General features: G+C 62.8%; 28 protein-coding genes. 19 read left to right on the plus strand and 9 right to left on the minus strand.

Translation table 11 applies throughout. The features are described 5' to 3' along the window. Positions 1-145: 145 nt before the first annotated feature. From LB568_RS02505 to LB568_RS02560, 12 genes are all read left to right on the plus strand, one after another. Complete coding sequence (locus LB568_RS02505; RefSeq protein ID WP_023764373.1) at positions 146-763, plus strand: cupin domain-containing protein; 618 nt, start codon at positions 146-148, stop codon at positions 761-763. Between the two features lie 132 nt (positions 764-895). After that, positions 896-1,837 carry a substrate-binding domain-containing protein gene (locus LB568_RS02510; RefSeq protein WP_224728953.1) on the plus strand — a complete coding sequence of 314 codons (942 nt, stop codon included), beginning with the start codon at positions 896-898 and terminating at the stop codon, positions 1,835-1,837. A gap of 95 nt (positions 1,838-1,932) precedes the next feature. Next, on the plus strand, positions 1,933-2,733 hold the full coding sequence (locus LB568_RS02515) for an ATP-binding cassette domain-containing protein (protein ID WP_412033890.1): 801 nt from the start codon (positions 1,933-1,935) through the stop codon (positions 2,731-2,733). Beyond that, entirely contained in the window at positions 2,730-3,749 is a 1,020-nt protein-coding gene (locus LB568_RS02520; protein ID WP_224728955.1) for an ABC transporter permease, read from the plus strand. The genes LB568_RS02515 and LB568_RS02520 overlap by 4 nt, the downstream gene beginning before the upstream one ends. Position 3,750: 1 nt before the next feature. Further along, a complete protein-coding gene (locus LB568_RS02525; protein WP_224728956.1) occupies positions 3,751-4,839 on the plus strand; it encodes a phosphotriesterase in 1,089 nt (362 codons plus the stop codon). Between the two features lie 32 nt (positions 4,840-4,871). Continuing rightward, entirely contained in the window at positions 4,872-5,642 is a 771-nt protein-coding gene (locus LB568_RS02530) for a glutamine amidotransferase (RefSeq protein WP_224728957.1), read from the plus strand. A 13-nt stretch (positions 5,643-5,655) separates the two neighbouring features. Then, positions 5,656-6,567: a ribokinase gene (locus LB568_RS02535; protein WP_224728958.1), complete on the plus strand. Its 912-nt coding sequence runs from the start codon at positions 5,656-5,658 to the stop codon at positions 6,565-6,567. Beyond that, a complete protein-coding gene (locus tag LB568_RS02540) occupies positions 6,564-7,412 on the plus strand; it encodes a BtpA/SgcQ family protein (RefSeq protein ID WP_224728959.1) in 849 nt (282 codons plus the stop codon). The genes LB568_RS02535 and LB568_RS02540 overlap by 4 nt, the downstream gene beginning before the upstream one ends. Beyond that, complete coding sequence (locus LB568_RS02545; protein WP_224728960.1) at positions 7,409-8,665, plus strand: Zn-dependent hydrolase; 1,257 nt, start codon at positions 7,409-7,411, stop codon at positions 8,663-8,665. Before LB568_RS02540 ends, LB568_RS02545 begins: the two co-directional genes overlap by 4 nt. 142 nt (positions 8,666-8,807) lie before the next feature. Continuing rightward, positions 8,808-10,961: a transglycosylase domain-containing protein gene (locus LB568_RS02550; protein ID WP_140575779.1), complete on the plus strand. Its 2,154-nt coding sequence runs from the start codon at positions 8,808-8,810 to the stop codon at positions 10,959-10,961. Between the two features lie 110 nt (positions 10,962-11,071). Further along, complete coding sequence (locus LB568_RS02555) at positions 11,072-11,656, plus strand: DUF1214 domain-containing protein (protein ID WP_224728961.1); 585 nt, start codon at positions 11,072-11,074, stop codon at positions 11,654-11,656. Next, positions 11,649-12,218: a DUF1254 domain-containing protein gene (locus LB568_RS02560; protein ID WP_224728962.1), complete on the plus strand. Its 570-nt coding sequence runs from the start codon at positions 11,649-11,651 to the stop codon at positions 12,216-12,218. The genes LB568_RS02555 and LB568_RS02560 overlap by 8 nt, the downstream gene beginning before the upstream one ends. A 30-nt stretch (positions 12,219-12,248) precedes the next feature. On the opposite strand, the gene LB568_RS02565 is transcribed toward LB568_RS02560, so the two are convergent. After that, the gene (locus LB568_RS02565) at positions 12,249-12,437 is read right to left on the minus strand and encodes a hypothetical protein (protein WP_140575776.1); all 189 of its coding nucleotides are present in this window, start codon (positions 12,435-12,437) and stop codon (positions 12,249-12,251) included. A 208-nt stretch (positions 12,438-12,645) separates the two neighbouring features. Here LB568_RS02565 and LB568_RS02570 point away from each other — a divergent pair, with 208 nt between their 5' ends. Continuing rightward, complete coding sequence (locus tag LB568_RS02570; RefSeq protein ID WP_224728963.1) at positions 12,646-13,692, plus strand: hypothetical protein; 1,047 nt, start codon at positions 12,646-12,648, stop codon at positions 13,690-13,692. Here LB568_RS02570 and LB568_RS02575 read toward each other — a convergent pair. The 3 genes from LB568_RS02575 to LB568_RS02585 all read right to left on the minus strand — a co-directional run bounded on the left by LB568_RS02575 (position 13,670) and on the right by LB568_RS02585 (position 16,631). Then, positions 13,670-14,017, minus strand: coding sequence for a DUF1491 family protein (locus tag LB568_RS02575; protein ID WP_224728964.1), 348 nt, complete (start codon positions 14,015-14,017; stop codon positions 13,670-13,672). The two genes, LB568_RS02570 and LB568_RS02575, sit on opposite strands and share 23 nt — an antisense overlap. A gap of 69 nt (positions 14,018-14,086) precedes the next feature. Then, the gene (locus LB568_RS02580; RefSeq protein WP_224728965.1) at positions 14,087-14,908 is read right to left on the minus strand and encodes a peptidoglycan-binding protein; all 822 of its coding nucleotides are present in this window, start codon (positions 14,906-14,908) and stop codon (positions 14,087-14,089) included. Further along, positions 14,883-16,631 carry a sensor histidine kinase gene (locus LB568_RS02585; protein WP_224729485.1) on the minus strand — a complete coding sequence of 583 codons (1,749 nt, stop codon included), beginning with the start codon at positions 16,629-16,631 and terminating at the stop codon, positions 14,883-14,885. Before LB568_RS02585 ends, LB568_RS02580 begins: the two co-directional genes overlap by 26 nt. Before the next feature lie 533 nt (positions 16,632-17,164). On the opposite strand from LB568_RS02585, the gene LB568_RS02590 reads away from it, so the two are divergent. Continuing rightward, entirely contained in the window at positions 17,165-17,515 is a 351-nt protein-coding gene (locus LB568_RS02590) for a DUF5330 domain-containing protein (protein ID WP_023764389.1), read from the plus strand. Positions 17,516-17,727: 212 nt separating this feature from the next. Then, positions 17,728-18,156: a SufE family protein gene (locus tag LB568_RS02595; RefSeq protein WP_013896463.1), complete on the plus strand. Its 429-nt coding sequence runs from the start codon at positions 17,728-17,730 to the stop codon at positions 18,154-18,156. Positions 18,157-18,255: 99 nt separating this feature from the next. Here the strand turns inward: LB568_RS02595 and LB568_RS02600 are convergent, their stop codons facing one another. Next, complete coding sequence (locus LB568_RS02600; protein ID WP_013896464.1) at positions 18,256-18,681, minus strand: MucR family transcriptional regulator; 426 nt, start codon at positions 18,679-18,681, stop codon at positions 18,256-18,258. 511 nt (positions 18,682-19,192) lie between these two features. Between LB568_RS02600 and LB568_RS02605 the strand changes: the two genes are divergently transcribed. From LB568_RS02605 to LB568_RS02615, 3 genes are all read left to right on the plus strand, one after another. Continuing rightward, on the plus strand, positions 19,193-21,301 hold the full coding sequence (locus LB568_RS02605; protein ID WP_013896465.1) for a S9 family peptidase: 2,109 nt from the start codon (positions 19,193-19,195) through the stop codon (positions 21,299-21,301). Positions 21,302-21,312: 11 nt separating this feature from the next. After that, a complete protein-coding gene (locus tag LB568_RS02610; protein ID WP_013896466.1) occupies positions 21,313-21,939 on the plus strand; it encodes a LysE family translocator in 627 nt (208 codons plus the stop codon). 145 nt (positions 21,940-22,084) lie between these two features. After that, positions 22,085-22,474 carry an SET domain-containing protein gene (locus LB568_RS02615; RefSeq protein WP_013896467.1) on the plus strand — a complete coding sequence of 130 codons (390 nt, stop codon included), beginning with the start codon at positions 22,085-22,087 and terminating at the stop codon, positions 22,472-22,474. Between the two features lie 34 nt (positions 22,475-22,508). On the opposite strand, the gene LB568_RS02620 is transcribed toward LB568_RS02615, so the two are convergent. The 4 genes from LB568_RS02620 to LB568_RS02635 all read right to left on the minus strand — a co-directional run bounded on the left by LB568_RS02620 (position 22,509) and on the right by LB568_RS02635 (position 25,711). Next, positions 22,509-23,459, minus strand: a complete 951-nt coding sequence (locus tag LB568_RS02620; protein WP_013896468.1) for a cytochrome c — start codon at positions 23,457-23,459, stop codon at positions 22,509-22,511. A gap of 9 nt (positions 23,460-23,468) precedes the next feature. Beyond that, positions 23,469-23,906 (minus strand): c-type cytochrome, encoded by a 438-nt coding sequence (locus LB568_RS02625; protein WP_013896469.1) that lies wholly within the window; start codon positions 23,904-23,906, stop codon positions 23,469-23,471. 150 nt (positions 23,907-24,056) lie between these two features. Further along, positions 24,057-24,656, minus strand: a complete 600-nt coding sequence (locus LB568_RS02630) for a superoxide dismutase (protein WP_013896470.1) — start codon at positions 24,654-24,656, stop codon at positions 24,057-24,059. A gap of 176 nt (positions 24,657-24,832) precedes the next feature. After that, complete coding sequence (locus LB568_RS02635) at positions 24,833-25,711, minus strand: branched-chain amino acid aminotransferase (RefSeq protein WP_013896471.1); 879 nt, start codon at positions 25,709-25,711, stop codon at positions 24,833-24,835. 153 nt (positions 25,712-25,864) lie between these two features. Here LB568_RS02635 and LB568_RS02640 point away from each other — a divergent pair, with 153 nt between their 5' ends. Beyond that, entirely contained in the window at positions 25,865-26,527 is a 663-nt protein-coding gene (locus tag LB568_RS02640) for a haloacid dehalogenase type II (protein WP_224728966.1), read from the plus strand. Positions 26,528-26,538 lie beyond the last annotated feature (11 nt).

The following is a 26,538-nucleotide window of genomic DNA, read 5'->3' on the forward strand; positions in this document are numbered from 1 at the left end:
GCCAGTATCGGGAAAGCGGGCGCTTCGTTTGCCCTGGACGGGTCCGTGATGCCGATCCGACGCGTTGTCCATGATCACAGGATGGACAACGCTTCGGATCAGTTTTACGAGTCGGCCCAACCAGCGGAGATGTTCGCCTCCCCCAATGAACAAGATCGATACCCACAACAGCAAGGGCAGTGACGAGCGCTCGACAGCCACCAGCCTCCTGCGGCTTGGCACGAGGCTGAAGCTCTCCCGGCAGACACGGGGCCTGACCCTGAAGGCGCTCGCCACCGCCGCCAACTGCTCCGAGAGCCTGCTTTCCAAGGTCGAGAACGGCAAGGTCTCGCCCTCGCTTCCCATGCTTCACCGGCTTGTCGAGGTGCTCGGCACGAACATTGGCTGGATGTTCGAGGAGTCCGATGGCGAGGAAGGCATCGTCTTTCGAGCTGGAGCGCGGCCGTTGATCGCGCTCGATCCGCTCCGGCGCGGCGAAGGCATTTCGCTCGAGCGTGTCATCCCCTATTCGCCGGGCCATCTCCTGCAGTGCAACATCCATCATATCGAGGCGGGCGGTGAAAGCGCCGGCCCGATCCAGCATGCCGGCGAGGAAGTCGGCTATCTCCTGGAAGGCGCCATCGAACTGATGGTTGGTGAGAAGACGTTTCGCCTGTCCGCCGGAGATTCCTTCGTCTTCAATTCGGAACTCCCCCATTGGTACCGCAATGTCGGCGACGAACGCGCCAGCATTTTCTGGGTGAACACGCCCGCGACATTCTGACAGGTGGTCTCCCTTCGCCGACGCTAATTCAAGTTACTTGACAAGAAATCAAGTATCTTGAATTATGCCCATGCGCTCAGGCGCCATGTGAGCCCGATCAAGGGCCTTTTCGCAAAACCAAGGGGAACCGGAATGCGTCTTACAAAGATCCTTTTAGGCTGCGCCGCGGCCATCGCCATGACCTTCGCGCTTGGTTCTGGCTCCGCCATGGCCGAGACCTATGCGCTCGTCACCATCAACCAGCAGGCTCTTTTCTTCAACCAGATCAATGACGGTGCGACAGCCGCGGCGAAGGCCGCCGGCGTCGACCTCGTCATCTTCAACGCTAACAACGTGCCGAGCGCGCAGAACGATGCGATCGAGAACTACATCACCCAGAAGGTCGACGGCATCATTCTCGTCGCAATCGATGTCAACGGTGTGAAACCGGCGATCACCGCGGCCAAGGCCGCCGGCATTCCGGTCATTGCCATCGACGCGCAGATCCCGAATGGCGATAATGTCGCCTTCGTCGGCGTCGACAACACCAAGGCGGGCGAGGATATCGGCAAATTCTACGCCGACTACGTCAAGACCAAGATGAATGGCACCGCCAAGATCGGCGTTGTCGGCGCGCTCAATTCCTTCATCCAGAACCAGCGCCTCGACGGTTTCAAGAAGGCCGTCGCCGATAGCGGCCAGAAGGTCACCTTCCTCGATACGGTCGACGGCCAGAACGTGCAGGACGTGGCCCTTTCCGCCTCTGAAAACCTGATGACCGCCAATGCAGACATGACGACGCTTTATGCGACCGGCGAGCCGGCACTGCTCGGTGCGGTTTCCGCCGTCACCAGCCAGGGCCGCACCGGCGACGTCAAGGTGTTCGGATGGGACCTGACCAAATCGGCGGTGCAAGGTCTCGAGGAAGGCTGGGTGGTCGCTGTCGTCCAGCAGGACCCGGCTGGTGAAGGCAAGGCCGCCATCGAGGCCTTCGGCAAGCTCAAGAAGGGCGAGAAGATCGATCCGATCATCAATGTTCCGATCACCATCGTGACCAAGGAAAATGTCGGCCAGTTCAAGGACATGTTCAAGTAGTATCCTCCCCGGACCACCGGGCCGCGCATCGACCTGATGGTTGCCTGCGCGGCCCCGCGACCGATTGAACATGTCGCGCTTTGAGAACTGGAACCATGATGAGCGATGGCGAGACCTACCGCGTCAGGATGACCGGTATTTCCAAACGATACGGCCCCATCCAGACGCTGGATGATGTTTCACTAACCTTGAAACCCGGCGAGGTGCTCGGCCTGGTCGGCGACAACGGCGCCGGCAAATCCACGCTGAGCAAGGTTTTGTCCGGCGCGGTCATTCCGGATTCCGGCAGCATCGAGATCGATGGCAAGGCCGTGTCCTTTTCCTCGCCGGCCGATGCCCGCGCCGCTCGGGTGGAGATGGTCTACCAGGACCTTTCGCTCTGCGACACGGTGGATGTGGCGGGCAATCTCTTTCTCGGCCGCGAACCGCGCCGCCACGTTCTTGGCGTCCCCTTTCTCGACAACAGGCGCATGCATGGCGAGACGCGCGAGATGCTCGACCGGCTCGGCATCGTCATCGCCGATACCAGGCTCAAGGTCGAAAACCTCTCCGGCGGCCAGCGGCAGTCGATCGCCATCGGCCGTGCCGCCTCCTTCGACCCGTCGGTGCTGATCATGGACGAACCGACTGCGGCCCTCGCGGTGGCGGAAGTCGAGGCGGTCCTGGAACTCATCCGCGCCGTCAGCGCCCGTGGCGTCAGCGTCATCCTCATCACCCATCGGCTGCAGGATCTGTTCCTGGTCTGCGACCGCATCCAGGTCATGTACGAGGGCCGCAATGTCGCCGAACGCAAGATCGGCGACACCAGCATCGAGGAGGTCGTCAACCTGATCGTCGGCCGGAAATTCAGTGCGCGGTCGGCGCGTGCCAGCCGCGATGAGGGGGTACAGCCATGAACGCCACCTCGCCGTCCGCCGAGATTGGCGTTTCGCCGCCCAAGCGCGCCCACAAGGGTACATGGAAGGATGTGGCGATAGCCAATGGCAGCGTCGTCTCCATCGCGCTGTTCTTCATCGTCGTCTGCGTGATCTTCTCGCTGGTCACCGGTTCCTTCCTGACGACGCCCAATCTGCTCAACATCGTGCGCCAGTCGGCACCGCTGCTGATCGTCGCGGCGGCGATGACCTTCGTCATAACCACCGGTGGCATCGATCTCTCGGTCGGTTCGGTGCTGGCGCTGACGGCAACGCTCTCGGCCGTTGCCCTCCAAGCTGGCCTGCCGTGGCCGCTGGTGGTCGTCGCCATGCTGGCGCTTGGAGCGGCGATCGGCGCCCTGCAAGGCTTCTTCATCGCCTATGAGCGCATACCGGCCTTCATCGTCACGCTTGCCGGGCTTTCCGTCATCCGTGGCGTGGCGCTGCTGATCACCGGCGGCTACTCGATCCCGGTCGAACCGAGCAGTTTCTTCGTCAACATCGGCAGGGCCTGGTTTCTCGGCGTGCCGGTGCCGGCGCTGCTCGCCCTTCTCGTCCTGATCGTCGCCTATCTCGCCTTCAACCAGACGCCGTTCGGCCGCTATGTCACCGGCATCGGGGCCAATGCCGAAGCCGTGCGCCGCGCCGGTGTCGACACGCGCTTCATCACGCTCTTCGTCTACATTCTGTCAGGCATGGCGGCGGCGGTCGCCGGTGTCATCCTGGCGGCCCGGCTCGGCTCCGGCTCATCGAATTCCGGCCAGGGTTTCGAGCTCGATGTCATCGCCGCCGTGGTGCTTGGCGGCACCAGCCTGTTCGGCGGGCGCGGCACGATCATCGGCACCATACTCGGCGCGCTGACCGTCGCGGTCATCGGCAACGGCCTGATCCTGGCACACATGTCGCCGTTCCTGACGCCGATCGTTACCGGCACAATCATTCTCGTTGCCATCTGGCTGAATTTCCGGCTGTTCAAGGGCGCAACGCGGAGCCGCTGACATGGATCATCTGTTCGACGACACGCCAAGGCAAAGGGCGCCGATCGGTGTTCGCTCCGGCACCGTGATGACCGTTACCGGCCCGGTCGCGATCGCCGACATGGGCGTGACGCTGATGCATGAGCATATCCTGCTCGATGGCTCGACATCCTGGAAATGCCCTTGTCATCCCGACGAGAAGAAGATCGCCGAGCAGCCGGTCAGCATGGAGATCATCGGCGAGCTGCGGATGAACCCCTACATGAACCGCGACAATGTCTCGCTCGACGACAGCGACCTGGCGCTTTCGGAACTGGCCAAGTACAGGGCGCTCGGCGGCCATACCGTCGTCGATGCGACCAATATCGGCATCGGCCGCGATCCGGTGAAGCTGGCGCGCATCGCCCGCAGTTCCGGATTGCGGATCGTCATGGGCACGGGTTTCTACCTGCAGCACACCCACCCCGACTGGCTGAAGGCGATGGACGTCGACGATGTCACCGAATTCCTCGTCAACGACGTCGGCGGCGGGGCGGTGCAGCCCGAGATCATGGCCGGTACCATCGGCGAGGTCGGCGTCAGCAAGGATTTCACCGACGAGGAACGCAAGTCGCTGCGGGCTTCGGCGCGCGCGGCCAGGATAACCGGCGTGCCGCTGACCATCCACCTGCCCGGCTGGGAACGGCTGGCGCATGACGTGCTCGACGTCGTCGAGGCGGAAGGCGCCGATCTCAGGCACACGGTGCTTTGCCATATGAATCCGAGCCACGACGATCTCGCCTACCAGAGAAGCCTTGCCGCGCGCGGCGCCTTCCTGGAATACGACATGATCGGCATGGATTTCTATTATGCGGACCAGGATGCGCAGTCGCCTTCGGATGAGCAGAATGCGCAGGCAATCCGCTCGCTGATCGACATGGGCCTGGTCGACCGGCTTCTTCTGTCGCAGGACGTGTTTTTGAAGATCATGCTGACGCGCTTTGGCGGCTTCGGCTACGGCTTCCTCCTCAAGCATTTCGTGCCGAGACTGAAACGCCATGGCGTCGACCAGTCGGCCATCGACCGCATGCTCATCGACAATCCAAAGACCGTGTTCGCCGAAGGCCCCTGAGCCCGCGGATCAACACAATCAAGGGAGTATACATGTCCAGGAAGAAAGTTCTTCTCGCAGGCGAGTCCTGGGTCTCGACCGCGACTCATATCAAGGGCTTCGACCAGTTTCCGACCGTGACCTATCACACCGGCGCCGATGAACTACTGGCCGCACTGAAGGACGGTCCGTTCGACGTCACCTTCATGCCGGCGCATGAGGCGCAGCGGAATTTCCCGCAAACCATGGACGCGCTTTCGGCCTATGACGCGGTCGTGCTTTCCGATCTCGGCGCCAACACGCTGTTGCTTCACCCCGACACCTGGATCCATTCCAAGCCGACGCCGAACCGGCTGCGCCTGCTGCGCGAGTATGTCGGCAATGGCGGCGGCCTGCTGATGTTCGGCGGCTATTACAGCTTCCAGGGCATCAACGGCGGCGCGCGCTATCACAAGACGCCGGTCGAGGACGTCCTGCCGGTCACGTGCCTGCCCATCGACGACCGTGTCGAGGTTCCGGAGGGCTATGCGCCGGCCGTCGTCGGCCCGCAGGACCATCCAATTCTCAAGGGCTTGGGCAAGGATTGGCCGATCCTGCTCGGCTTCAACGAGGTCACGGTCAAGGATGGTGCGGAGGTTCTGGCCACCGTATCTTCCGACTACCGTTCGCTGCCGCTGCTGGTAACCGGCAAATATGGCAAGGGCCGGACCGTCGCCTGGACCTCGGATGTCGGTCCACACTGGCTGCCTCCGGGCTTCATCGCGTGGAGCGGCTACAAGACCCTGTTCGAACAGATGCTGGGCTGGGCAACGGCCAAGGACTAGCAAGGGATTAGCCATGCGCGTCCATGTCGTCGGCAATGTCTGCGTCGATACGACGTTTCGGCTGGACCGGTTCCCGCGGCCAGGCGAGACGCTGAACGCATCGGAGCATGCCGACGGGCTTGGCGGCAAGGGTGCGAACCAGGCGGTGGCCGCCGCGCGCACCGGAGCCGACGTCCGGTTCTGGACGGCGATCGGCAATGATGCCGCCGGGGCATGGATAAGGGAACAATTGCGCCGCGACCTCGACACCAGCCATCTGACGATGCTGCCCAAGGAGAGCGACCGTTCGACGATCATGGTCGATGCGCGGGGCGAGAACCTCATCGTCACCGGTGCCAGTTGCGCCACTGCCTTCGATCCCATGGCAGAGAGTGGTTTCGCGGCCTCGATCGAACGCGGCGACGTCTTCGTGATGCAGGGCAATCTCCATCCGAATGCAACGACTGCCTGTCTGCGGGCGGCGCATGGCGCTGGCGCCATGACCATCTTCAATCCGAGCCCGCTCGCAACTGGCACGACGCCGCATTTGAGCGACGTCAGCCTCGTCATCGCCAATGCGGGCGAAGCGGCGCAACTGACCGGAAAAGGCGATCCTGACGCGGCAGCCCGCGAGCTGATCCGTCGAGGCGCAGGCACCGCTATCGTGACGCTTGGCGCGCTTGGCTGCCTCGTCGCCGATGGTGAAGGACGGATCGAGCGGATCATGGCGCCCAAGGTGGCTGCGACGGACACCAGCGGCGCGGGTGACGTGTTTTGCGGTTGCCTCGCCGGCTGCCTTGCCACCGACATGGATATCACCGCAGCGGCCAGGATTGCGGTTCGCGCCGCAGCCATCTCGGTCGGACGCGCCGGAACGCTCGGCTCCTGCCCCGACAGGCAGGAGATGAAAACGCTCATGGAAACGACGGAAGCGGAAATCGCATGACAAAATCCCCCAAATCCATCGGCTCCAAGCAGGGCGAGAACGACGCGCTGCGATCGATCTTCGGCAGAAGCAAGGTGGTGATCGGCGTCGTTCATCTCGCACCCCTGCCGGGCGCGCCGCGCTATGATGGCGAGGCGGTCGAGGCCATCTACCAACGCGGCCTCGACGATGCCAAAGCCTATCTCGATGGCGGTTGCGACGGCGTGATCGTCGAGAACCACGGCGACGTGCCATTCGCCAAGCCAGATGACATCGGCCCCGAAACCTCCGCCTACATGTCCGTCGTCGCCGACCGTATCCGCCGCGAGCTTGGCCGGCCGGTCGGCATCAACGTGCTCGCCAATGCCGCCATTCCCGCGCTGTCGATCGCCAGTGCCTCCGGTTCTTCCTTCGTGCGCGTCAATCAATGGGCCAACGCCTATGTCGCCAATGAGGGCTTTATCGAAGGCGAAGCGGCGCGCGCCATGCGGTTCCGCGCCAGGCTTCGGGCCAACGGCATCCGCATCTTCGCCGACGCGCATGTCAAGCATGGCGCCCATGCGATCGTCGGCGACCGGCCGGTCGAGGAACAGGTCAAGGACCTGGTGTTCTTCGATGCCGATGCGGTCATCGCCACTGGACAGCGCACTGGCCATGCCGCCGACCTCGGCTATATCAGGATGATCAAGGACGCGGCCGGATTGCCGACGCTTGTCGGCAGCGGGGTGACGCCGGACAACGCCAACGACATCCTCGACATCGTCGACGGCGTTATCGTCGCCAGTTCACTGAAGCATGACGGGGTTTGGTGGAACCAGGTCGATCCGCAACGGGTGAGCGCCTTCATCCGTGGTCTCAAGCGATGAGGCTTGCGCCGCAGATCGACGGCGAAAGACTGCTGCGACGGCTCGACGCATTTGCCCGGATCGGCGCGACGCCGGCCGGAGGCGTCAACCGGCAGGCGTTCAGCGTCGAGGATCGGGGCGCCCGGCGCCTGCTGGCGGAGCTGGCGCTGGAGCGCGGATTCACGGTTTTCCAGGACGGGATCGCGAACCTCTTCATCCGTCGCGAGGGCGCGGACGCAGCACTGCCGCCGCTCCTGATCGGCAGCCATCTCGACAGCCAGCCTACGGGCGGCCGCTTCGATGGCGCGCTCGGCACGCTTTCCGCCTTCGAGGTGCTCGAAGCTCTCGAGGACGTGAAGGCTGAGACCCGTATGCCGATCGAGGTCGTCGCCTGGGCCAATGAAGAGGGCAGCCGCTTTGCCCCGGGCGTGATGGGCTCCATGGCGTTCACCGGCGCCGACACCGCCGCATGGAAATCGATCGTCGGCAGCGACGGTGCCTCCCTCGCAAAGGAACTCGACGCGACGATCGCAGCCTTGCCGGAGGCTGCCCTGCGTCCGATCGGCATGCCGATATCAGGTTACATCGAGCTGCATATCGAACAGGGGCCTTCCCTGGAAAAGGAGCAGTTGCCTATCGGTGTCGTGACCGCCGTCCAGGGCACGCGCTGGCTGGAGGTTTCCATCGAGGGCACCGCCGGTCACGCCGGCACCACCGGCCTTGCCTACCGCAGGGATCCGATGGTCGCCGCGATTGCCGCGATACACAGGCTGCAGACGACGATCATGCCGCTCGACAGCAGCGCGCGGCTGACCGTAGGCCGGATCGCCGCGCAACCAGGATCGATCAACGCCATACCGCAGTCGGTGACCTTCACCGTCGACCTCAGGCATCCGCGGCCTGAGCGGCTTGATGCCATCGAGGCCGAGGCGCGTCAGGCCTGCGCGGCGGAGGCGGAGGCACAGGGCTGCACGGCAACGATCAAACGATCCTTCGACATGCCCGGCGCGGCTTTCTCCGCCGATATGATCGAGATCATCGAAGACGCCGTCAGGTCGCAGGGGCTGTCGCACAAGCAGATGATATCGGGCGCCTTCCATGACGCGCTGTTCATCGCCCGCGTGGCGCCCGCCGCGATGATCTTCGTGCCGTGCCGCGACGGGCTCAGCCACAATGAGGCGGAATATGTGGAACCCGCGCACGCGATCACCGGCGCGCGGGTCCTGTTGCAAGCCGCCATCGCGGCGGCTTCGTCGCTCGAACTGCGGCGATAATCATTTCCAACAAAGCTTGCGGCTGTGTCCTCGCCGCCCTTGTGAGCGCCGGCAAAATGGATGAATAGTCAGGACAGGGCGCGGCCCTGAAATTGCCTGCTTGCGGTTTTCAGGTTGCGTCACAGCCGAGCCGGGTTTTTGAATGGTCGATCCTGAGCCACGCAAGAGAAGAGGTCCGCTCGCCGCCCGGCTGCTGGCGCTGGACGCTTGGCTCGATTCCTCGCTCTACGAGATCGGGTTCAAGGCGCGCCAGTTCTGGGAAGCCGCGACGATCTTCTCGCGGCGTTTCCGGCTCAAGGGCTGGCGCCGCGGCATCGTCGAACTTTTGAGCGAAGGCTTTACGCTCGGTGCCGGCGGCATCGTCGTCATGCTGGCGCTGGCCATTCCGGCCTTCCAGGACACCTCGGGCGACTGGCGGGCGCAGGGCGACTTCGCCGTCACCTTCCTCGACCGTTACGGCAACGAGATCGGCCAGCGCGGCATCATCCAGCGCGATTCCGTGCCGGTCGACGAGATGCCCGATCATGTCATCAAGGCGGTGCTCGCCACGGAGGATCGCCGCTTTTTCGACCATTACGGCATCGACGTGCTCGGCCTTTCCAGGGCCATCTTCGAGAATGTGCGGGCGAATTCGGTCGTCCAGGGCGGCTCCAGCATCACCCAGCAGCTGGCCAAGAACCTGTTCCTGACCAATGAGCGGACCTTCGAGCGCAAGATCAAGGAAGCCTTCCTGTCGCTGTGGCTCGAGGCCAATCTGTCGAAGAAGGAAATCCTGCAGCTCTATCTCGACCGCGCCTATATGGGCGGCGGCACGTTCGGCATCGAGGCGGCGGCGGATTTCTATTTCGGCAAGAGCGTCAAGGACCTGAACCTCGCCGAGGCCGCCATGCTGGCCGGCCTGTTCAAGGCGCCGACCAAATACGCGCCGCACATCAACCTGCCGGCGGCGCGGGCGCGCGCCAATGTGGTGCTGTCCAACCTTGTCGATTCCGGCTTCATGACCGAGGGCCAGGTGCTGCAGGCCAGGCTGCATCCCGCCGACGTCGTCGATCGCGGCGAACAGAAGAGCCCGGATTACTACCTCGACTGGGCGTTCGACGAGGTCAAGAAGATCGCCAAGCCCGGCCAGCATTCGCTGGTTGCCCACACCACCTTCGACGCCAACATCCAGAAGGCGGCGGAGGAGTCCGTCGAGTTCCACCTGCGCCAGTTCGGCAAGGAGTACAACGTCACCGAAGGTGCCGTGGTGGTCATCGAGACCAACGGCGCGGTGCGGGCGATCGTCGGCGGCCGCGACTACGGCGCCAGCCAGTTCAACCGCGCCACCAAGGCGCTGCGCCAAACCGGCTCGTCGTTCAAGCCCTATGTCTACGCCACGGCGATGGAACACGGTTTTACGCCGAACTCGATCATCTCGGGCGGGCCGATCAGCTGGGGCAACTGGTCGCCGCACAATTACAGCGGCGAGTCGGCTGGCAACATCACGTTGCTGATGGCGATGGCGAAGTCGATCAATACGGTGCCGGTGCGACTGGCCAAGGACCATCTCGGCATCGCTCCCATCAAGGCGATGGCGGAAGCGTTTGGCGTGGAATCGCCGCTCGAGGGACACAAGACGATGGTGCTCGGCACTTCGGGCATGACCGTGATGGACCAGGCGACCGGCTACAGCGTGTTTGCCCAGAACGGCTTCGTCGGCTCCAGGCATGGCATCACGCAGCTCGTCACCCGTACTGGCGACGTGGTGTATGACTGGACCAAGGACGCGCCGCCGCCGCATCGGGTGCTCTCCGAGCAGGCGTTGAAATCCATGAACACCATGCTGACGGCCGTACCGGTGATAGGCACGGCGCGGCGCGCACAGATCCCCAATATCGTCGTCGCCGGCAAGACCGGCACGACGCAATCCTACCGCGACGCCTGGTTTGTCGGCTTCACCGGCAACTACACGGCGGCCGTGTGGCTGGGCAACGATGACTTCACCCCCACCAAGAACATGACCGGCGGCTCGCTGCCGGCGATGGTGTGGCAGCGGCTGATGGTCTACGCGCATCAGAACATCGATTTGAAGCCGATCCCCGGCATCGACAAGCCGTTCGTCGACGAGGAGATCGCGGCCAAGGCCGCGGAAGCCCAGAAGAAGAGCGAGGACCAGGCGGCAGCCGAAGCCGCCGCCGAACGCCCGCCGGTGCTGTCCAGCCGAACCACGCAGACGCTGAGGGACATGACCCAACTGTTCCAGACGGCCCCCAGGCTCGACACCTCCACCACGCCCGAAACGCTTTCGGCATTGTAACACCGCCACGGCGCGAACCGGGCCTACAGGCAAATCCATCTCGCCGGCTTGCCACGAGGCCCCGCGCCGCGATATCCCCGAGCGGCAATCCTCTGTGAACCCGGCCCTTCATGCTCAAAAATGCCTTCCTGATGCTGCTTTCGCTTGCCATAGCCATTGGCGGCGGCGGCGCCAGCGTCTGGTATGCGCTGAAGATCCAGGACGGTGTCGGCGCGATCAGGATCGGCCAATGGACCGCTTTTCCCGACATCGGCACGCCGGCCGCGGACCCCTATTCCAAGGCGCGCGTGGCACGCGAGGGTGTGCTAGCGCTCGGCCGCGCGGAAGGCTTGTCCTTCGTCGCGGAAAATGATGCTACCGGCGACCAGCTCAAGCGGCAATGCACCTACACGATAGAGGGAGGGTTCCCGACCGCCCGCTTCTGGACGCTTTATGCCGCCGATCAATCGCTCGGCGTCGTCGAAACCGGCAAACCGCGACTTGCGGCACTTCAGTCCTACGAGGTGGTTCGCCAGCCCGACAATTCGGTGATCATTTCCGCCGGCCATCGCCCAATGCCCGGCAACTGGCTTCTGACCGACGGTTCTGGGCGGATGTATTTCGTCCTCACTTTCTACGACACGCCGATCGCCAGCAGCACCGGCCTGTCCGACGTCTCGCTGCCCAGGATCGTGAAGGTGGGCTGCGATGCGTAGTGTTTATGCCGCGATGCGCAGGCTCTTTTACGCTGTCCTGCTCGGCCTCGTCGGCGCCGGCATCGTGCACATCGTCGTCTTGCTTCTGGTGCCGGAATTCTCGGAACGTGACGCCTGGTCGCGTCTTTCCATGGCCTCGGATCTCTACAGGATGAACCGGCTCGATGCCGAGGCCGGCGGCGCGCCGGTGGTGAAATCGGTCGACCCGCTGTTTTATGCCACGGCCTGCCGTTTCGACCTTGACGAGGGAATTGTCCGGATCAGGGCGCCGGGAAACGTGCCCTTCTGGTCGGTGTCGGTCTATGACCGCAGCGGCCACAACATCTATTCCTTCAACGATCATACCGCGACAGGCGGCAAACTGGATGCCGTGGTGCTGACATCGGCGCAGATGATCGACGTGCGCAAGGATCTTCCCGAGGATATGCAGGGAGCGATCTTCGTCGAGGCGCCGATCAACGAGGGCATTTTCGTCATCCGCAGCTTCGTGCCGGACGACAGCTGGAAGCCCATCGTGTCGCGCTTTCTCGATCAGAGTTCCTGCGAGCTGCAGGACTTCTAGCGCCGCCTAGATCCGTTTAAGCACCGCGCTTCAATGGTGCGGAACAGGCTTCGTCCGCGATGATCCCGGCGTGTCCGGATCTACAGGCCGCACCTCGCCGGCCTGGGGCCGCTCGTAGCGGATGCCGGGAAAGATGATCACCGCCGCCGGTATTTCGGTGGCTTGCTTTACTCGATTGGTCGGTGCCGTTCGCGGCACGAAAGACAGTACCATGCCCATGATTCGCGCATTCCTCTCGGTTTCCCCGGAGCACAACGCAACGCCTCCAAATGTTATTAAGGCCGGCAGAGGGTTAACGGAGCGCTAACGGATCATCGCTAACTTGATCTTTGTTCCGAGGTCAGCACGTTCTGACCGAGGCAATCGCGAAACCGGCACAGCCCGGTGAGCGTGGCCAAGTGTGTATCGAGTATCGGGCGTATCCTTCGTGTCATCTTCGGACTTCAGGCAAATCGCTGTTCGAACGGAATCGGGAAGGGCCGAAAGGCTGTTCCGCGCCGCTGTGTCGGCATTCTGCTCGCTGACACGCCCGTCCCGCCGCGAGATCGGCCAGCTCGAGGACCTGACGCTGCCGCTGTTCGACGATGTGTCCCTTGAATCGCGACGCTACGTGGCAGCCGCCCTTTCCGAATGCGAATATGCGCCCGCCGCGCTGGTGCGTCGCCTATGCGAGGAGCCGGTCGATGTCGCCGCGCCGCTGCTCATCCGCTCCCGCGCGGTCAGTGACATCGACCTCATCGCGCTGATCGGCCGGCATGGGCTGCCGCACGCACGCGCCATCGCGCGGCGCAAGGATCTGAACCCGACCATCGCCGACCTGATCAGGGCGCTGGAAAGACCGACCCTGGTGCGCATGCGCGATCCAGAGGCGCAAGCTTCAACGGCGCCGACGGCACCGATCGTGGCCGCCGTCACCACGGACGTGGCGCAAGACAGTGCGGCAGCACAACAGGCCTCCGGCATTGCCGCCGAGAATGCACGGCGCAGGCTGCGCTCCATGATGCGCACCGGCGACGAGGCCCTGGCGGCACAGGTCGATGCGTTCCCTGGCTCGGATACCTATGTCAAACTGCGCGAGACGGCACTGACGGGAAACGCCGCCTTCTTCCAGACCGCGCTTGCGGATGCCCTCGACATCGATTTCTCGACCGCACGATCGCTGACCGCCAACCAGAATTATGCGCCGCTGCTTGCGGCACTGCGCTCGCTCGATTTCAGCGAGGACCGGGCATTCCTGATCACGGTCGCCGTCTATCCCGGCCTGTTCCCGCATCCGCAGGCGATCCGCACCTACCTCGACCGCTACCGGCTGCTGCATCGCGACGTGGCGCTGGACAGGGTGCGGGGCTGGAAGGCCGAAACGCTGCATAAAGCGGTTCGCGAGGCCGCGCCTGCAAACGGCGACAGCCGCACGGCATCGAACAGCGACGATGCCGTGACGCCCTCCGGCCTCAGGGCATCTTCACGGAAATAAGCTCCTCGACGGAGATGGCGCCGGCCTCGATTTCGACCACCCAAATCTCGGGATCGAACTTCTTTTCCCTTTCGAGGCGCGCGTCGAGCACGGCGGCATCGTCGCCGGCGGCAAGCAAGGTGAAGAAGCGGTCGTCGGGCCTGGCCGAATCGTAACTTGTCTGCGGCGCCGGTCCATAGAGGGCCATTTCACCCAGCCTGCCCCGCGCCAGCACGAAAACGGCACCGGCCTCGGTCGCGCCGCGCTTGACCACGGCGGCAAATCCGCCGGCGCTGAAAATCCTGCGCAACAGGGCCGAAACCCAGAGATCCGATGTGACGCGCATGAAAACTCCGCAAAGCGTGCGGGGCTATGTATCGCTGTTTCCGCGGCTCGGCGAGCCGTCATTTTGCCGTTAGTTGGTCAGGCCGATCTCGCGCATCTTGACGTAGACGATCTCATCGGGTTCGCCGGTCTGAGGCAGCCCGAACAGCGACTGGAATTCCTTGATCGCCGCCTTGGTACGGGCGCCTACGACCCCATCCAGTTGCATGTCGTCATTGCCGAACGCCTTCAGTCCGGCCTGGATCTTGACGATGCGAGGATCAGGCCCCTGCAACGCTGCATTCGTCTCCACGTCATTCTGTCCGGAATCTGCCTGCCCAGAACTTGTCTGCCCAGAACCTGTCTGCAAAGACACCGGAACGGCGGCCGACGTGTCCGGACGCGGCTGCGGTTTCGGCACGGCGGCGGTCTTCGGCGTCGCGCCCAGTTGATCCAGCAGCATCGCGTCGATCTCGCCGGAGGCGTTGAGCCCGACCTTCTGCTGGTAGGCTTCTATGGCCTTGCGCGTATTGGGGCCGGAAATGCCGTCGACCGTGCCGGAATAGAAGTCGAGGTCCTTCAATATGCCCTGCACCTGCTCGACCACCGGATCGCCCTTGATCGGAGCGGGCGCCGCATTCGGCCGCACGATGTTGATCGTGGTCTCGGGCTCGTCGGTGGCCGTATGTGGAAATCCCTGAAAGCTGCGGGTGGCGAAAAACGCCCCGGCGTGCGGGAAAGGCTGATACCACAGCGCATTCGCCGAGACATAGAACAGCGTCACCAGGAATGCCGTCGACCCGCCCACCAGGACAGGATTGCGCGAAATCATGCCGCCGACGGCAATGGCGCCGTCCTGGAAGGCATTGCTGCGGCGTTTGACCGCCTTAGGCCGTCTTGCGGAGCGAGCCATCCCTGTCCCCTTTCGCCCTCATCGCCGGCATCGTCAGCACTCCGGTCTGATTGACTGGGCGCCCCTTCGGCCCGTTGACCGGCAGGCTGATAGTCACCGTGGTGCCCTCGCCCGGCATGCTTTCGATCGACATCGTGCCTTCGTGCAGCGCCACCAGGCCCTTCACCAGGGAAAGACCAAGACCGGTGCCCTCGAAACGGCGGGTGTAGTCATTCTGGATCTGCATGAAGGGCTTGCCGAGATTGGCGAAATCCTCCTCGGCGATGCCGATGCCGGTGTCCCTGACCCAGAAATGCAGACGCGAGCCGATCCGCTTGGCGCCGACGACGACATTGCCGCCGTCAGGCGTGAACTTGACCGCATTGGAAACGAGGTTGATGAGTATCTGCTGCACCGCCCGGCGATCGGCGTTGATGTCGCCGGCGTCCGGCGCGACCTGCGTCTGCAGGTCGATGTTCTTGGCTTGCGCCTGCAGCCGCATCATCGACTGGCACATGTCCACGGCTTCCATGAACCGGAACGGCTCCGGTTCCGTTGCGTAGGCGCCCGATTCGATCCTCGATACGTCGAGTATGGATGTCACGACGGCCAGCAGATGTTGGCCGGAATCGCGCACCAGGCCGACATATTCCTTCTGGCGCGGGTCCTTGAAGGCGCCGAACATCTCGTGCAGCAGCATGTCCGAGAAGCCGATGATGGCATTCAACGGCGTGCGCAGTTCATGGCTCACCACCGCCAGGAACCGGCCCTTGGCCACTTCGGCGGCGGCCGCCGCCTCATTGGCCTGCGCCAGTTCTTGGCGCAGCCGGGCGGTCTCGTCATTCTCGCGCAGGACCAGCGTGAAGACATCGCCCTGCTCCTCACCGCGCACCAGTTCGAGCGCGAACGGCCGATAATTGTCAGCCATCAGGCGATTGTCACCTTGGCCATTCCCGTTCTGCGGCAGCCTGATGCGCAGTTCGAGGCGGCGCGACAGGGCGCCATCGCGCATGTCGGCCAAGGCGCTGAGATAGGCGACACGGTCGGACAGATGGACGCGATCGAAGAAACCTGTTCCCGAAAGCAGCTCCGGCGGCAATTTCAAAAGCGTACGTGCCCTGGCCGAGGCGTCCAGGACTTCGCCATGGCGAGCGACGCGCAGGACCACCGCATCGATGATGTCTTCCAGCCGGTCGCCGGTATCCGCCCTATCGGCCGCACCGGCGGTATCGCGAAACGCCGATATGCGCGGCACGACCGTGAGCGCCCAGGCCAGCGGCACCAGCCAATGCCAGGCGGCGATCTGCGCGCCCGCGAATGGAAGGAAGGCCGCGGACAGCGGCTGAAGGGCAATGGCGACGACGGCCGAGGCAGCGCCCCATAGCGCCGCACGTCGCGAGGCGCCGATCCACAAGGCTTCGAACGGCAGCGCCACGACAAGCATGGCGACAGGAGAGCTCAAGCCGCCGGCGGCACCGATAAGGCCGCCAAGCGCAACAGCCGCCATCGCCAGTGCGATCCGTGCCGCCACGGCCATCTTGCCGGTCGCCGCCGCCAGCAAGGCTATGAACCAGCACAGACCGAAGGCCGCGAAGATGGCCGCCATGGTCACCGCGGCGCCCATGCCTGACGTGACCAGTGTGACCGCGGCACCGGCTGCGAAGAACGGCGCCGCCAGCATGACGCCGATGAAGCGGCGCTGGCGCTCGCGGTCGCCCTGACCGAGAATGGAGGGATGGACCATACGTTCGCAACCGGCGGCAATCGCGCCAGGCAATTCAGCGTATCTGGCCTTGATCGGCATCAACTCAACGCACTCGCACTCGTCGTGAACAGCTCTGCTTCCGCAGATTGTTTTGATTGGCTCTGAAACTCTCATCCAGCGTTTAAGGAATGGATAAGGGCAGGCCCGACCAAAGCCCGGCCTGTGTCAAATATCGGGATGCTTGCCGTCGAAAACCCGGGCAAATGCCGCCATAGTAAATGGAGGGTTATCCGGGAACGCCCGCCCACAGTGGACCAGGGGTGGGCACGAAAACGCTCGAGTTCTAGAAAAGCGCAGTGGAAACAGCCAGATAAATGGTTATTGGTCGGTAACGAAAATCGTCCCGATATGAGACAAATCCATCGCAAAATGCTTGGTTTCGAATTTGTCTAAAATTTGAGGAAAATTGTCGGATGACCCGCAAGCCGTCCTTCGTGCCTGTGTGCCAACATCCTGCCATAAAAGAGGTCATGCCATGTGATGCATGATCCGGTCACGACGAGAGGCAAGGCATGTTCTTCCTGATAAGAATGGCTTTCTGGTTTTCACTGGTGCTGCTGGCGCTGCCCCTGACTGCCGGTTCGGACGAACCCGGGCAGGAAAGCGTCGGGCCGATCCAGGCCTTGTTCGCGGCACGCGACGCAGTCGGTGACATTGCCGGCATTTGCGAGCGCAAGCCCGATGTCTGCGAAACCGGCAAGTCCGCCATGCATACCATCACGGCACGCGCCAAGGAGACCGCCAAGATCGCGGCGGCGATGCTGGACGACAAGTCCGCCGGCCCCGACACTTCGACAATGACCGGCAGCGTGGCCGAGAACATCGTGCTGCCCGAGACAGTCAACCTGCCGGTAAAGAATTAAGCCGTCTCGACGGCGCACCGCGGGCCGTCTGCCCTCTCGACGTCCGCGGTGTCCTTGTTTTTTCCGTGACGCGACGCCGCTGGGGTTTTTTCCGTGACGCGACGCCGCTGGGGTTTTTTCCGTGACGCGACGCCGCTGGGGTTTTTTCCGTGACGCGGCGCCGCCGGGGTTTTTTCCGTGACGCGGCGCCGCCGGGTCACTATATCCGGGTCATGACGGCCTCGATCCAGACGATCCGCGACGACTTCTCCTTCCTTGACGAATGGGAGGACCGCTATCGCTATGTCATAGAACTCGGCGAAGCATTGCCTCCATTTCCCGATGAGGAACGCAACGCCGCCAACAAGGTGCCCGGCTGCGTCAGCCAGGTTTGGCTGACCACCGAACGGGGACCGGGCCCCGATCCGGTCATTGCGTTCAGGGGCGATTCCGATGCCCATATCGTGCGCGGACTGGTCGCGATCGTCTTGGCGCTGTTTTCGGGACGGACCGCCAGCGAAATCCAGAAGACCGATGCCGAAGCGACGCTGAAGGCGCTCGGCCTGGACGAACACCTGTCGCCCCAGCGCGCCAATGGCCTCCGCTCGATGGTCAAGCGCATCAAGCGCGATGCCGAGATGGCGCTCGAACAGACCGCCTAAGTCCCCTGTCCGTCTAGATCACCTGCCCGTCTATCAAGCCGCAAAATCAAACGGCGCCCGAAAGCGCCGTTGATGTCGGTTAAGCCTGACGAGGAGCGACTACCGCGCCTTGCGCTTGCGGCCGAGGCCCATCTTCTTGGCGAGCTGTGAACGAGCCGCCGCGTAGTTCGGGGCAACCATCGGATAGCTCGGGTCGAGGTTCCACTTTTCGCGATACTGCTCCGGCGTCAGATCATAGTGGGTCATCAGGTGACGCTTGAGCGACTTGAACTTCTTGCCGTCCTCGAGACAGACGATGTAGTCGTCATGGACGGAGCGCTTCGGGTTTACAGCCGGCTTCTGCTTGTCGGCAGGGGGCTGCTCGGCGGTTCCGCCCACACGCCCGAGGGCAGCGTGGACATCGGATATCAGGTTCGGCAGTTCGCCAACCGGCACCGGATTGTTGCTGACATAGGCAGCCACCACATCGGCGGTGAGCTCGATCAGCGCTTCATTGTTTCGGGAAGGTGATTCGACAATATCCATGGTCTTCAGGCCCCAACAAGAGTGACGTCGATTGTGCCCATTTTTGCAGGCAGGGCATTGCACGAATTTTGTGCAGGTAGAGCTTCTGCGATTCGTGTCGCGGGCACATCAATGCGGCCATGGATCAAGTAAGTCAATTCACTCACTGCATTATATCTACGAATGTTGATCAACTATTCGTCGTTCAGCTTCAATCTTTCGTGCATCATGTAATTTTTCGATATTTTTTCGGCCAAACGGGCAAAGGCTGACGTCGCGTCAGCTCGCCATTACATTCGCGATAACTCACGAAACGGGTTTGAATGCTCGGCTTTGCTTGGTTATCGCGTTTGCAAGCTTGGTTGTTCACATCTGTCCACGAAACCACAGGTTGCTGATCGTCTTTTTCGCGTAGGGCAACCAGGCGAGATGTCCGCCGGCCGGCCGCCTCGATTGGCCACTTGCCAAGCCGTGAATACGGTCGCATGAGACTGGCCGGCAAAGACCAGAGACACGGGCAGAGCGAGACGCAATGACCAAGACTTCCGCATTTCCATCCGTCAGCCCGCCGGCGCCCGAGAAGCGGCCGTTTACCGACACGCATCACGGCATCACGCGAACGGATGAGTATGCCTGGCTTCGAGCCGACAATTGGCAGGAGATGTTCCGGGATCCTTCCCTGCTCGATGCGGGGATACGCGCCGAACTCGAAGCCGAGAACGCCTACCAGTCGAAGCTGATGGCCGATACGACAGGCCTTAGGAAGCAGCTCTTCAAGGAGATGAAGGGCCGCATCAAGGAGGATGATTCTTCCGTCCCCATGAAGGACGGGCCTTATGCCTATGGTTCTTCCTTCAAGCTTGGCGGCGAGCAGCCGCGTTACTTCCGCATGCCGCGCGACGGCGGCACCGAGCGGATCCTGCTCGACGGCGACGCGGAGGCGGAGGGCAAGGCCTATTTCCGGCTCGGCGGCGTCGATCATTCAGCCGACCACGCCAAGCTGCTGTGGGCCTTCGACGACAAGGGCTCCGAATTCTACACGCTGCGCGTGCGCGACCTTGCCGATGGCAAGGACCTGGCGGACCAGATACAAGCCACAGGCGGATCTGGTGTGTGGGATGCCGGCAATGACGGGTTCTTCTACACCCGTCTCGATCCCAACCACCGGCCGTCGAAGGTGCTGTTCCATGCATTGGGACAGAACCCTGAAGACGACCGCCTGATCTATGAGGAGACCGACCCCGGTTTCTTCATGAATGTCGACGGCACCCGCAACAACGAATGGATCATGATCGGCATCAACGATCACGAGACCTCGGAATACCGGCTGTTGAGCGCAAGCGATCCTTTTGCCGAACCCAAGCTTGTTTCGGCGCGCGAGACCGGCCTTCAATATGAGCTGGAGGAAGGCGGCGACATTTTCTTCATCCTGACCAATGCGGACGGGGCGAAGGACTTCAAGATCATGACGGCGCCGGCAAGCGATCCGGTGCGCGCCAACTGGCAGGAGCTGGTGCCGCACGAGCCGGGCCGGCTGATCCTGTCGGTGATCGGCTTCAAAGACCATATGGTCCGGCTCGAGCGCAAGGAGGGCCTGCCGCGCATCGTCGTGCGCGATCGCGCAAATGGCGAGGAGCACCTGATTTCTTTTGATGAAGAAGCCTTTTCGCTCGGCCTTTCAGGGTCGTACGAATACGACACCGAGACCATGCGCTTTTCCTATTCGTCGATGACGACGCCGTCGCAGGTGTTCGACTACAACATGCGCACGCGCGAGCGGGTGCTGCTCAAGACCCAGGAAGTGCCTTCCGGCCACGACCCGGACCACTATGTCACGAGGCGCTTGATGGCGCCCGCCGCCGATGGCGAACTGGTGCCGATCTCGCTTCTGCACCATCGCGACACACCGCTGGATGGATCCGCACCTTGCCTGCTGTATGGCTATGGTTCCTACGGCATCGCCGTGCCGGCCGCCTTCAACACCAACTGGTTCTCGCTGGTCGATCGCGGCATTGTCTTTGCCATCGCTCATGTCCGTGGCGGCAAGGACAAGGGCTACGGCTGGTACGATGACGGCAAGCGCGAGCACAAGATGAACACGTTCACCGACTTCATCGCCTGTGCGCGCCACCTCGTTGCCGAGCGCTATACGGCGCATGACCGCATCGTCGCGCAAGGCGGCTCGGCCGGCGGCATGCTGATGGGCGCCATAGCCAACATGGCGCCGGACTGTTTCGGCGGCATCGTCGCAGAGGTTCCGTTCGTCGACGTGCTCACCACCATGCTCGACGCGACCCTGCCGCTGACCCCGCCTGAATGGCCGGAATGGGGCAATCCGATCGCGTCAGCCGACGACTACCGGACGATCGCCGCCTATTCGCCCTACGACAATGTCGCGGCGCTCGACTACCCGCCGATCCTGGCGCTCGCCGGCCTCACCGATCCGCGCGTCACCTACTGGGAGCCGGCAAAATGGGTGGCGCGGCTGCGCGACCGCAAGAGCGGCGACAATCCAGTGCTGTTCAAGATCAACATGGATTCCGGCCACGCCGGTGCTTCGGGCCGGTTTTCACGCCTGGAGGAGATAGCCTATACCTATGCCTTCACGCTGAAGGTGACGGGCAAGGCCCAGCTTGCCTAGGAGACCCGCCGATGATCGATCTGTCCACATTGATCGCCTATGTCGCCGTTGTGTTCGGCTTTGTCTTTATTCCGGGCCCGGCCACCCTGCTGACGATTGCCCGGGCAACGAGTTCGGGCACGAAGGTCGGGATCGCAACGGGTGCCGGGATCGCGGCCGGCGACATGTTTCACACAGCCATGGCGATGGTCGGCATCTCGGCCGTCATCGCCACCTCCGCGACGCTGTTCAGCGTCGTGAAGTATATCGGCGCGGCCTACCTCGTTTATCTCGGCATCCGCGCGATCATCGAAAAGACGCCCGCCGATCCGACCGCCGGCAAGCTTGCGATCTCGGCCGGCAAGGCATTCGGGCAAGCTATCCTGACCGAAGTGCTCAATCCCAAGACCGCGCTTTTCTTTCTCGCCTTCCTGCCTCAGTTCGTGCGGCCTGAAAACGGGTTGGTGATGCTCCAGTTGATGACACTCGGGGTGATCTTCGTTCTGCTGGGCCTTTTCAGCACGGTCGTTTTTGCGGTGAGCGCCGGGCGGCTCGGTACCTTCCTGCGCCGAAACCCGACGGTGCTGAAATGGCAGGGCAAGGTTGTCGGCGGCATCTACTGCGCCTTGGGTGTCCGCCTGGCCCTGCAACAGCGCTGACGGCGGGCGCTCTCCCGCCAGGCGCGACGATCATGATCTTTTGAATTCCGCGCTGCTGATTTCCGCTCGCAATTGCGACGGTCGCGCGCTACCCAAAGCACGATTTCCCCGGGCGATGAGGCCCACATTCGCACAAGGGTCCACTATGCTGCTCGTCGACGTCTATCTCGACAAATCGCCGATCCAGGGTATCGGCGTCTTTGCCAAGAACCACATCCCCAAGGGCACACTGATCTGGAAGCTCGACCCCCGGTTCGACCGGATCATCGACGTGGAAACCTATGAGGGCGAGACGGGGCCGGTGAAGAACTATCTGGACCGCTATTCCTACCCCGACAGGCGCGATCCGGCCTATATCGTCTTCGAAGCGGACGATGCCCGCTACATGAACCATGACGACGAACCGAATTGCGACGTCTCCTCGCCTGAGGAAACCTATGCCTTGCGCGACATCGCAGCGGGCGAAGAGTTGACCTGCAACTACAATCTTTTCTTCGAAACGGGTTTTGATTTCCTCGGCGACCGGCACCTGTGATCCGACGCCTGAAGCCGCCTGGGGCGGACGTAGATCAATTCGCAGCCGGCTTGCGCGCCGGATAGCCGTTTGGATGTGGCGGTACAGCCTTGAGGTAAGCGGCGATGGCCGCCCGATCCTGCGGCGTCAGCTCGGCCATGTTGCGCTGCACGTCGACCATGGCGCCGCCGACGGAATCGAAATCCGGCGTGAAGCCGGTCTCGAGGTAGTTGGCGATGTCGGATTCGGACCAGTTGCCGATGCCGCCCTCGCCCGACGTGATGTTCGGCACGACGCCCTTGCCTTCGGCGGCGACGGCGCCGGCCAGCCATTCACTTTTCCTGGTGCCGCCGGCAAGGTCACGCGACGTATGGCATTCGCCGCAATGGCCGGGCCCCTCGACCAGATAGCGGCCAGCCATCACCGGTTCAGGCGTGCCATCGGGTAGAGGAATGACCGGCTGATCGCTGAGATAGAGGCGCTTCCACAGGCCGATGCCACGTCGGATGTTGAATGGGAATGCCAGCGAGTTGTCCGGCGCCTTGCCAGCGACCGCGGGCAGCGTCTTCAGGAAAGCATAGAGGTCGGCAATGTCGGCCGGATTCATGCGCGCGTAGGAAGCGTAGGGGAATGCCGGATAGAAATGCCGACCCGAGGGCGACACGCCCTTCAGCATGGCGTTGGCGAGATCCTGGAGCGACCATGCGCCGATGCCGTCCTTGGGATCTTGCGAAATGTTGGGGGGAACGAAGGTGCCGAACGGCGTCTTGAGTTCGAGGCCACCGACCAACTGAAGCCGGGCATCGCCTTGCGAGCCCGGTTTTGCATGGCAGGAGGTGCAGCCGCCGGCGTAGAAAATGCGCTTGCCCTTGGCTGCGTCACCTGGCCCAAGCTTGGCCAGGGCCTGCGTGTCCAGCGTCGTCGGCGCCGACAGGATCCAGCCTGCAACCGCGCCGACGCCACCCAAGATGATGAGGGCGCCGACGAGTTTTTTCAGCCGGGACATTGCCCGCTATCAGCCCTTCTTCACGCGATAGGTCTGGTGGCAGGTGCCGCAATCCGAGCCGATGGCGCCGACTTGCGCTTTCAGCGCGTCGACGTCGGCGGGAGCCGCCGCGACCGCCGCCTTGACGTCGGCAAGATACTTGTCTTCGGTGGCCTTGAAGCCGGCCATGTCTTCCCAGATTTTTGGCGCCGCCGTCGTGTCGCCGGTATCGCTGCCTTTCGGGAACATGGCATCGGCGTCGAACTTCTCGGCATTTGCCTGCAGCGCCTGAAGTTGCGTCAGCACGGCCGCGGCATCAAAGGGCTCGTCGCCCTTGGCCACTTTCGCCAAGCCGCCGACGATCTTTCCGCGCTCCTTCATCAGGGCCTGCCGGTCGAGGATCGGATCGGCAAAGGCGGCCGAACCGGCGAAGGCGAGCATTGAGATGGCGATGACAAGCTTTCTCATTCATTTGGCTCCATGATGAAGGCGTTTCGGGACGAAGCGTTAACGGATGCGACGGGTGGAATATTCCCCTTCGCCTGGATGATTTTTGCTGTTGGATTTCGGCGCAGAAAAAGAAAAGCCCCGGGGTGCCGGGGCTTCTCTGACGATAGATCACTTCGCCTTTTCGTACATCTCCAGGACGTGGTCCCAGTTGATGAGGCTGTCGACGAACGCCTCGAGATATTTCGGCCGGGCGTTGCGATAGTCGATGTAATAGGAATGTTCCCAGACGTCGACGCCGAGGATCGGCGATGCGCCGTGGACGAGCGGATTTTCACCGTTCGGGGTCTTCGAGATCGCCAGCTTGCCGTCCTTGACCGAGACCCAGGCCCAGCCCGAACCGAACTGCGTCGTGCCGGCGGCGATGAAGTCGGCCTTGAACTTGTCGTAACCGCCGAGGTCGCTGTCGACCGCCTTCTGCAGTGCGCCGGGCAGCTTGTTGCCGCCGCCGCCCTTCTTCATCCACTTCCAGAAATGGATGTGGTTGTAGTGTTGCGCGGCATTGTTGAAGAGACCGGCATTCTTGCCGAACGACTGCTTGACCACCTCTTCGACCGACAGATCGCCCAAGCCGGCCTCGGCGGCCAGCTTGTTGCCGTTATCGACGTAGGCCTTGTGGTGCTTGTCGTGATGATATTCCAGCGTCTCCTTCGACATGTAAGGCTGCAAGGCCTCGTAGTCATAGGGCAGAGCGGGCAATTCGAAAGCCATGGATGGTACTCCCTCGTGGAAAAATCCGGTGTCCGTACCGGAGTAAGATAGGTCTGGGTTGAGCTGGAACAACTCCGGAATGAAGCGCCAGTTCCCTTTCTAGGCGGGTTCCGGAAAACTGTCACACGGTTTTCCCGCGGCGAACCGGGCAGCGACAAAACGACCGGACCGGCGCCTCAGCCGGTTGTCGCCGAATGCGCCCAGTCCCAATAGAGCTCGCGCGCCTTCTTGGCCACCGGCCCGGGTTGCAGGTCGCGGTCCTCGATGCGGGTGATCGGCACCACCTTAGAATGGTTTCCGGTGGAGAAGATCTCGTCCGCCTCCAGGAAATCGCGCACGCACAACGTCTTTTCGGTGGTTTTGAAGCCATACTCGCCAAGCAAATTTATCGTGCGCGAGCGAGTGATGCCGGACAGGAAGGTGCCGTTCGGCGCCGGTGTAAAGACATGACCGTCCTTGACCAGGAAGATATTCGAGGTGCCCGTCTCGGCGACGTTGCCCAGCATATCGAGCACCATCGCGTTGTCGAAGCCGCGCATCTTGGCCTCGAGAATGGCACGGCCATTGTTGGGGTAAAGGCAACCGGCCTTGGCATTGGTCGGCATGGTTTCGATGGTCGGGCGCCGGAACGGCGACACGGTCACCGAAAAACCGGACGGCGGGATCATCGGCGATTCGTAGAGGCAAAGGCAGAAACGGGTCGAGGCAGGATCGGCCGGCACGCCCATGTAGCCGCCATGCTCGGCCCAGTACATCGGCCTGATGTAGACAGCCGTCTTGCCGTCGAATTTCTTCAAGCCGTCCCAGGTCAACCCGACGATCTGCTCCGGCGTCATGTTCGGCTTGAGGCCGAGCGCGATCGCCGAGGCGTTCACTCTCTTGGCATGAAGGTCGAGGTCGGGCGCCACGCCTTCGAACCAGCGGCCGCCGTCGAACACGCTGGTGCCAAGCCACATGGCGTGGCTGCGCGGCCCCAGGATGGCGACGTTGCCCTCGTACCAGTCGCCATCGACGAAAGTCCATGTCGCGGATTGCGCTGCGGCCGCCAATGTCATCGCGTTTTTCCCGTTCCGATCAATCGCATTGTAGCATTGGATGATGCTTTGGCCGGCGCCGTCAACCGGCATGGGGGAGTTTTGTTGAGGCCAGCGGCAGGGGCGATGCAATCGGGACTTGCACCTTGCCCCGCCTCGCCCCAAAACTGTTCCATGCAATACGCGGCCTATGTTTTCGACGCCTACGGCACGCTGTTCGACGTGCATGCCGCGGTGCGCCGCCATGCCGACCAGATCGGGCCGGACGGCCAGTTGCTGTCCGAAATCTGGCGCGCCAAGCAGCTCGAATATTCCTGGGTGCGAACATTGATGGGCGCCTATGCCGATTTCTGGCAGTTGACCGAGCAGGCGCTCGATTTCGCCCTGCGCAAAGTGCCCTCGGCCGATCCAGGGCTCAAGGCGAACCTGCTGGAAGCCTACTGGCGGCTGGATTGCTATCCCGAAGTACCGGCGGTGCTGAAAGCGCTCAAGGCTTCGGGCGCCCGGCTGGCGATCCTCTCCAACGGCTCGCCCGAAATGCTGCAGGCCGCGGTCAAGTCCGCCGCGCTCGACCAGGTTCTGGACGATGTCTATTCCGTAGATGCGGTGCGGCGCTTCAAGACCGATCCGGCGGTCTACGACATGGTCGCCACCGGCTGGCGCCTCTATCCCGGCGCGGTTTCCTTCCAGTCCTCCAATCGCTGGGACATCGCAGGCGCCACCAAATTCGGCTTCCGCACGGTGTGGATCAACCGTTCCAACCAGCCCGAGGAATACCGGGACTTTCCGCCGGCCTTGATCCTGCCGAGCCTCGAAGCCCTGGTATCCGGCGGCTAGGCAACAGGCTG

Origin of the sequence: Mesorhizobium sp. B263B2A (assembly GCF_020165775.1) — a bacterium.
In the GTDB taxonomy this organism is placed as follows: Bacteria; Pseudomonadota; Alphaproteobacteria; order Rhizobiales; family Rhizobiaceae; genus Mesorhizobium; species Mesorhizobium opportunistum.

Excerpts from the sequence above, each read along its gene's own strand:
- LB568_RS02505 (WP_023764373.1), top strand. The coding sequence starts at position 146 with ATGAACAAGATCGATACCCACAACAGCAAGGGCAGTGACGAGCGCTCG.
- LB568_RS02510 (WP_224728953.1), top strand. The coding sequence starts at position 896 with ATGCGTCTTACAAAGATCCTTTTAGGCTGCGCCGCGGCCATCGCCATG.
- LB568_RS02515 (WP_412033890.1), top strand. The coding sequence starts at position 1,933 with ATGATGAGCGATGGCGAGACCTACCGCGTCAGGATGACCGGTATTTCC.
- LB568_RS02520 (WP_224728955.1), top strand. The coding sequence starts at position 2,730 with ATGAACGCCACCTCGCCGTCCGCCGAGATTGGCGTTTCGCCGCCCAAG.
- LB568_RS02525 (WP_224728956.1), top strand. The coding sequence starts at position 3,751 with ATGGATCATCTGTTCGACGACACGCCAAGGCAAAGGGCGCCGATCGGT.
- LB568_RS02530 (WP_224728957.1), top strand. The coding sequence starts at position 4,872 with ATGTCCAGGAAGAAAGTTCTTCTCGCAGGCGAGTCCTGGGTCTCGACC.
- LB568_RS02535 (WP_224728958.1), top strand. The coding sequence starts at position 5,656 with ATGCGCGTCCATGTCGTCGGCAATGTCTGCGTCGATACGACGTTTCGG.
- LB568_RS02540 (WP_224728959.1), top strand. The coding sequence starts at position 6,564 with ATGACAAAATCCCCCAAATCCATCGGCTCCAAGCAGGGCGAGAACGAC.
- LB568_RS02545 (WP_224728960.1), top strand. The coding sequence starts at position 7,409 with ATGAGGCTTGCGCCGCAGATCGACGGCGAAAGACTGCTGCGACGGCTC.
- LB568_RS02550 (WP_140575779.1), top strand. The coding sequence starts at position 8,808 with ATGGTCGATCCTGAGCCACGCAAGAGAAGAGGTCCGCTCGCCGCCCGG.
- LB568_RS02555 (WP_224728961.1), top strand. The coding sequence starts at position 11,072 with ATGCTCAAAAATGCCTTCCTGATGCTGCTTTCGCTTGCCATAGCCATT.
- LB568_RS02560 (WP_224728962.1), top strand. The coding sequence starts at position 11,649 with ATGCGTAGTGTTTATGCCGCGATGCGCAGGCTCTTTTACGCTGTCCTG.
- LB568_RS02565 (WP_140575776.1), bottom strand. The coding sequence starts at position 12,437 with ATGGGCATGGTACTGTCTTTCGTGCCGCGAACGGCACCGACCAATCGA.
- LB568_RS02575 (WP_224728964.1), bottom strand. The coding sequence starts at position 14,017 with ATGCGCGTCACATCGGATCTCTGGGTTTCGGCCCTGTTGCGCAGGATT.
- LB568_RS02580 (WP_224728965.1), bottom strand. The coding sequence starts at position 14,908 with ATGGCTCGCTCCGCAAGACGGCCTAAGGCGGTCAAACGCCGCAGCAAT.
- LB568_RS02585 (WP_224729485.1), bottom strand. The coding sequence starts at position 16,631 with ATGGTCCATCCCTCCATTCTCGGTCAGGGCGACCGCGAGCGCCAGCGC.
- LB568_RS02590 (WP_023764389.1), top strand. The coding sequence starts at position 17,165 with ATGTTCTTCCTGATAAGAATGGCTTTCTGGTTTTCACTGGTGCTGCTG.
- LB568_RS02595 (WP_013896463.1), top strand. The coding sequence starts at position 17,728 with ATGACGGCCTCGATCCAGACGATCCGCGACGACTTCTCCTTCCTTGAC.
- LB568_RS02600 (WP_013896464.1), bottom strand. The coding sequence starts at position 18,681 with ATGGATATTGTCGAATCACCTTCCCGAAACAATGAAGCGCTGATCGAG.
- LB568_RS02605 (WP_013896465.1), top strand. The coding sequence starts at position 19,193 with ATGACCAAGACTTCCGCATTTCCATCCGTCAGCCCGCCGGCGCCCGAG.
- LB568_RS02610 (WP_013896466.1), top strand. The coding sequence starts at position 21,313 with ATGATCGATCTGTCCACATTGATCGCCTATGTCGCCGTTGTGTTCGGC.
- LB568_RS02615 (WP_013896467.1), top strand. The coding sequence starts at position 22,085 with ATGCTGCTCGTCGACGTCTATCTCGACAAATCGCCGATCCAGGGTATC.
- LB568_RS02620 (WP_013896468.1), bottom strand. The coding sequence starts at position 23,459 with ATGTCCCGGCTGAAAAAACTCGTCGGCGCCCTCATCATCTTGGGTGGC.
- LB568_RS02625 (WP_013896469.1), bottom strand. The coding sequence starts at position 23,906 with ATGAGAAAGCTTGTCATCGCCATCTCAATGCTCGCCTTCGCCGGTTCG.
- LB568_RS02630 (WP_013896470.1), bottom strand. The coding sequence starts at position 24,656 with ATGGCTTTCGAATTGCCCGCTCTGCCCTATGACTACGAGGCCTTGCAG.
- LB568_RS02635 (WP_013896471.1), bottom strand. The coding sequence starts at position 25,711 with ATGACATTGGCGGCCGCAGCGCAATCCGCGACATGGACTTTCGTCGAT.
- LB568_RS02640 (WP_224728966.1), top strand. The coding sequence starts at position 25,865 with ATGCAATACGCGGCCTATGTTTTCGACGCCTACGGCACGCTGTTCGAC.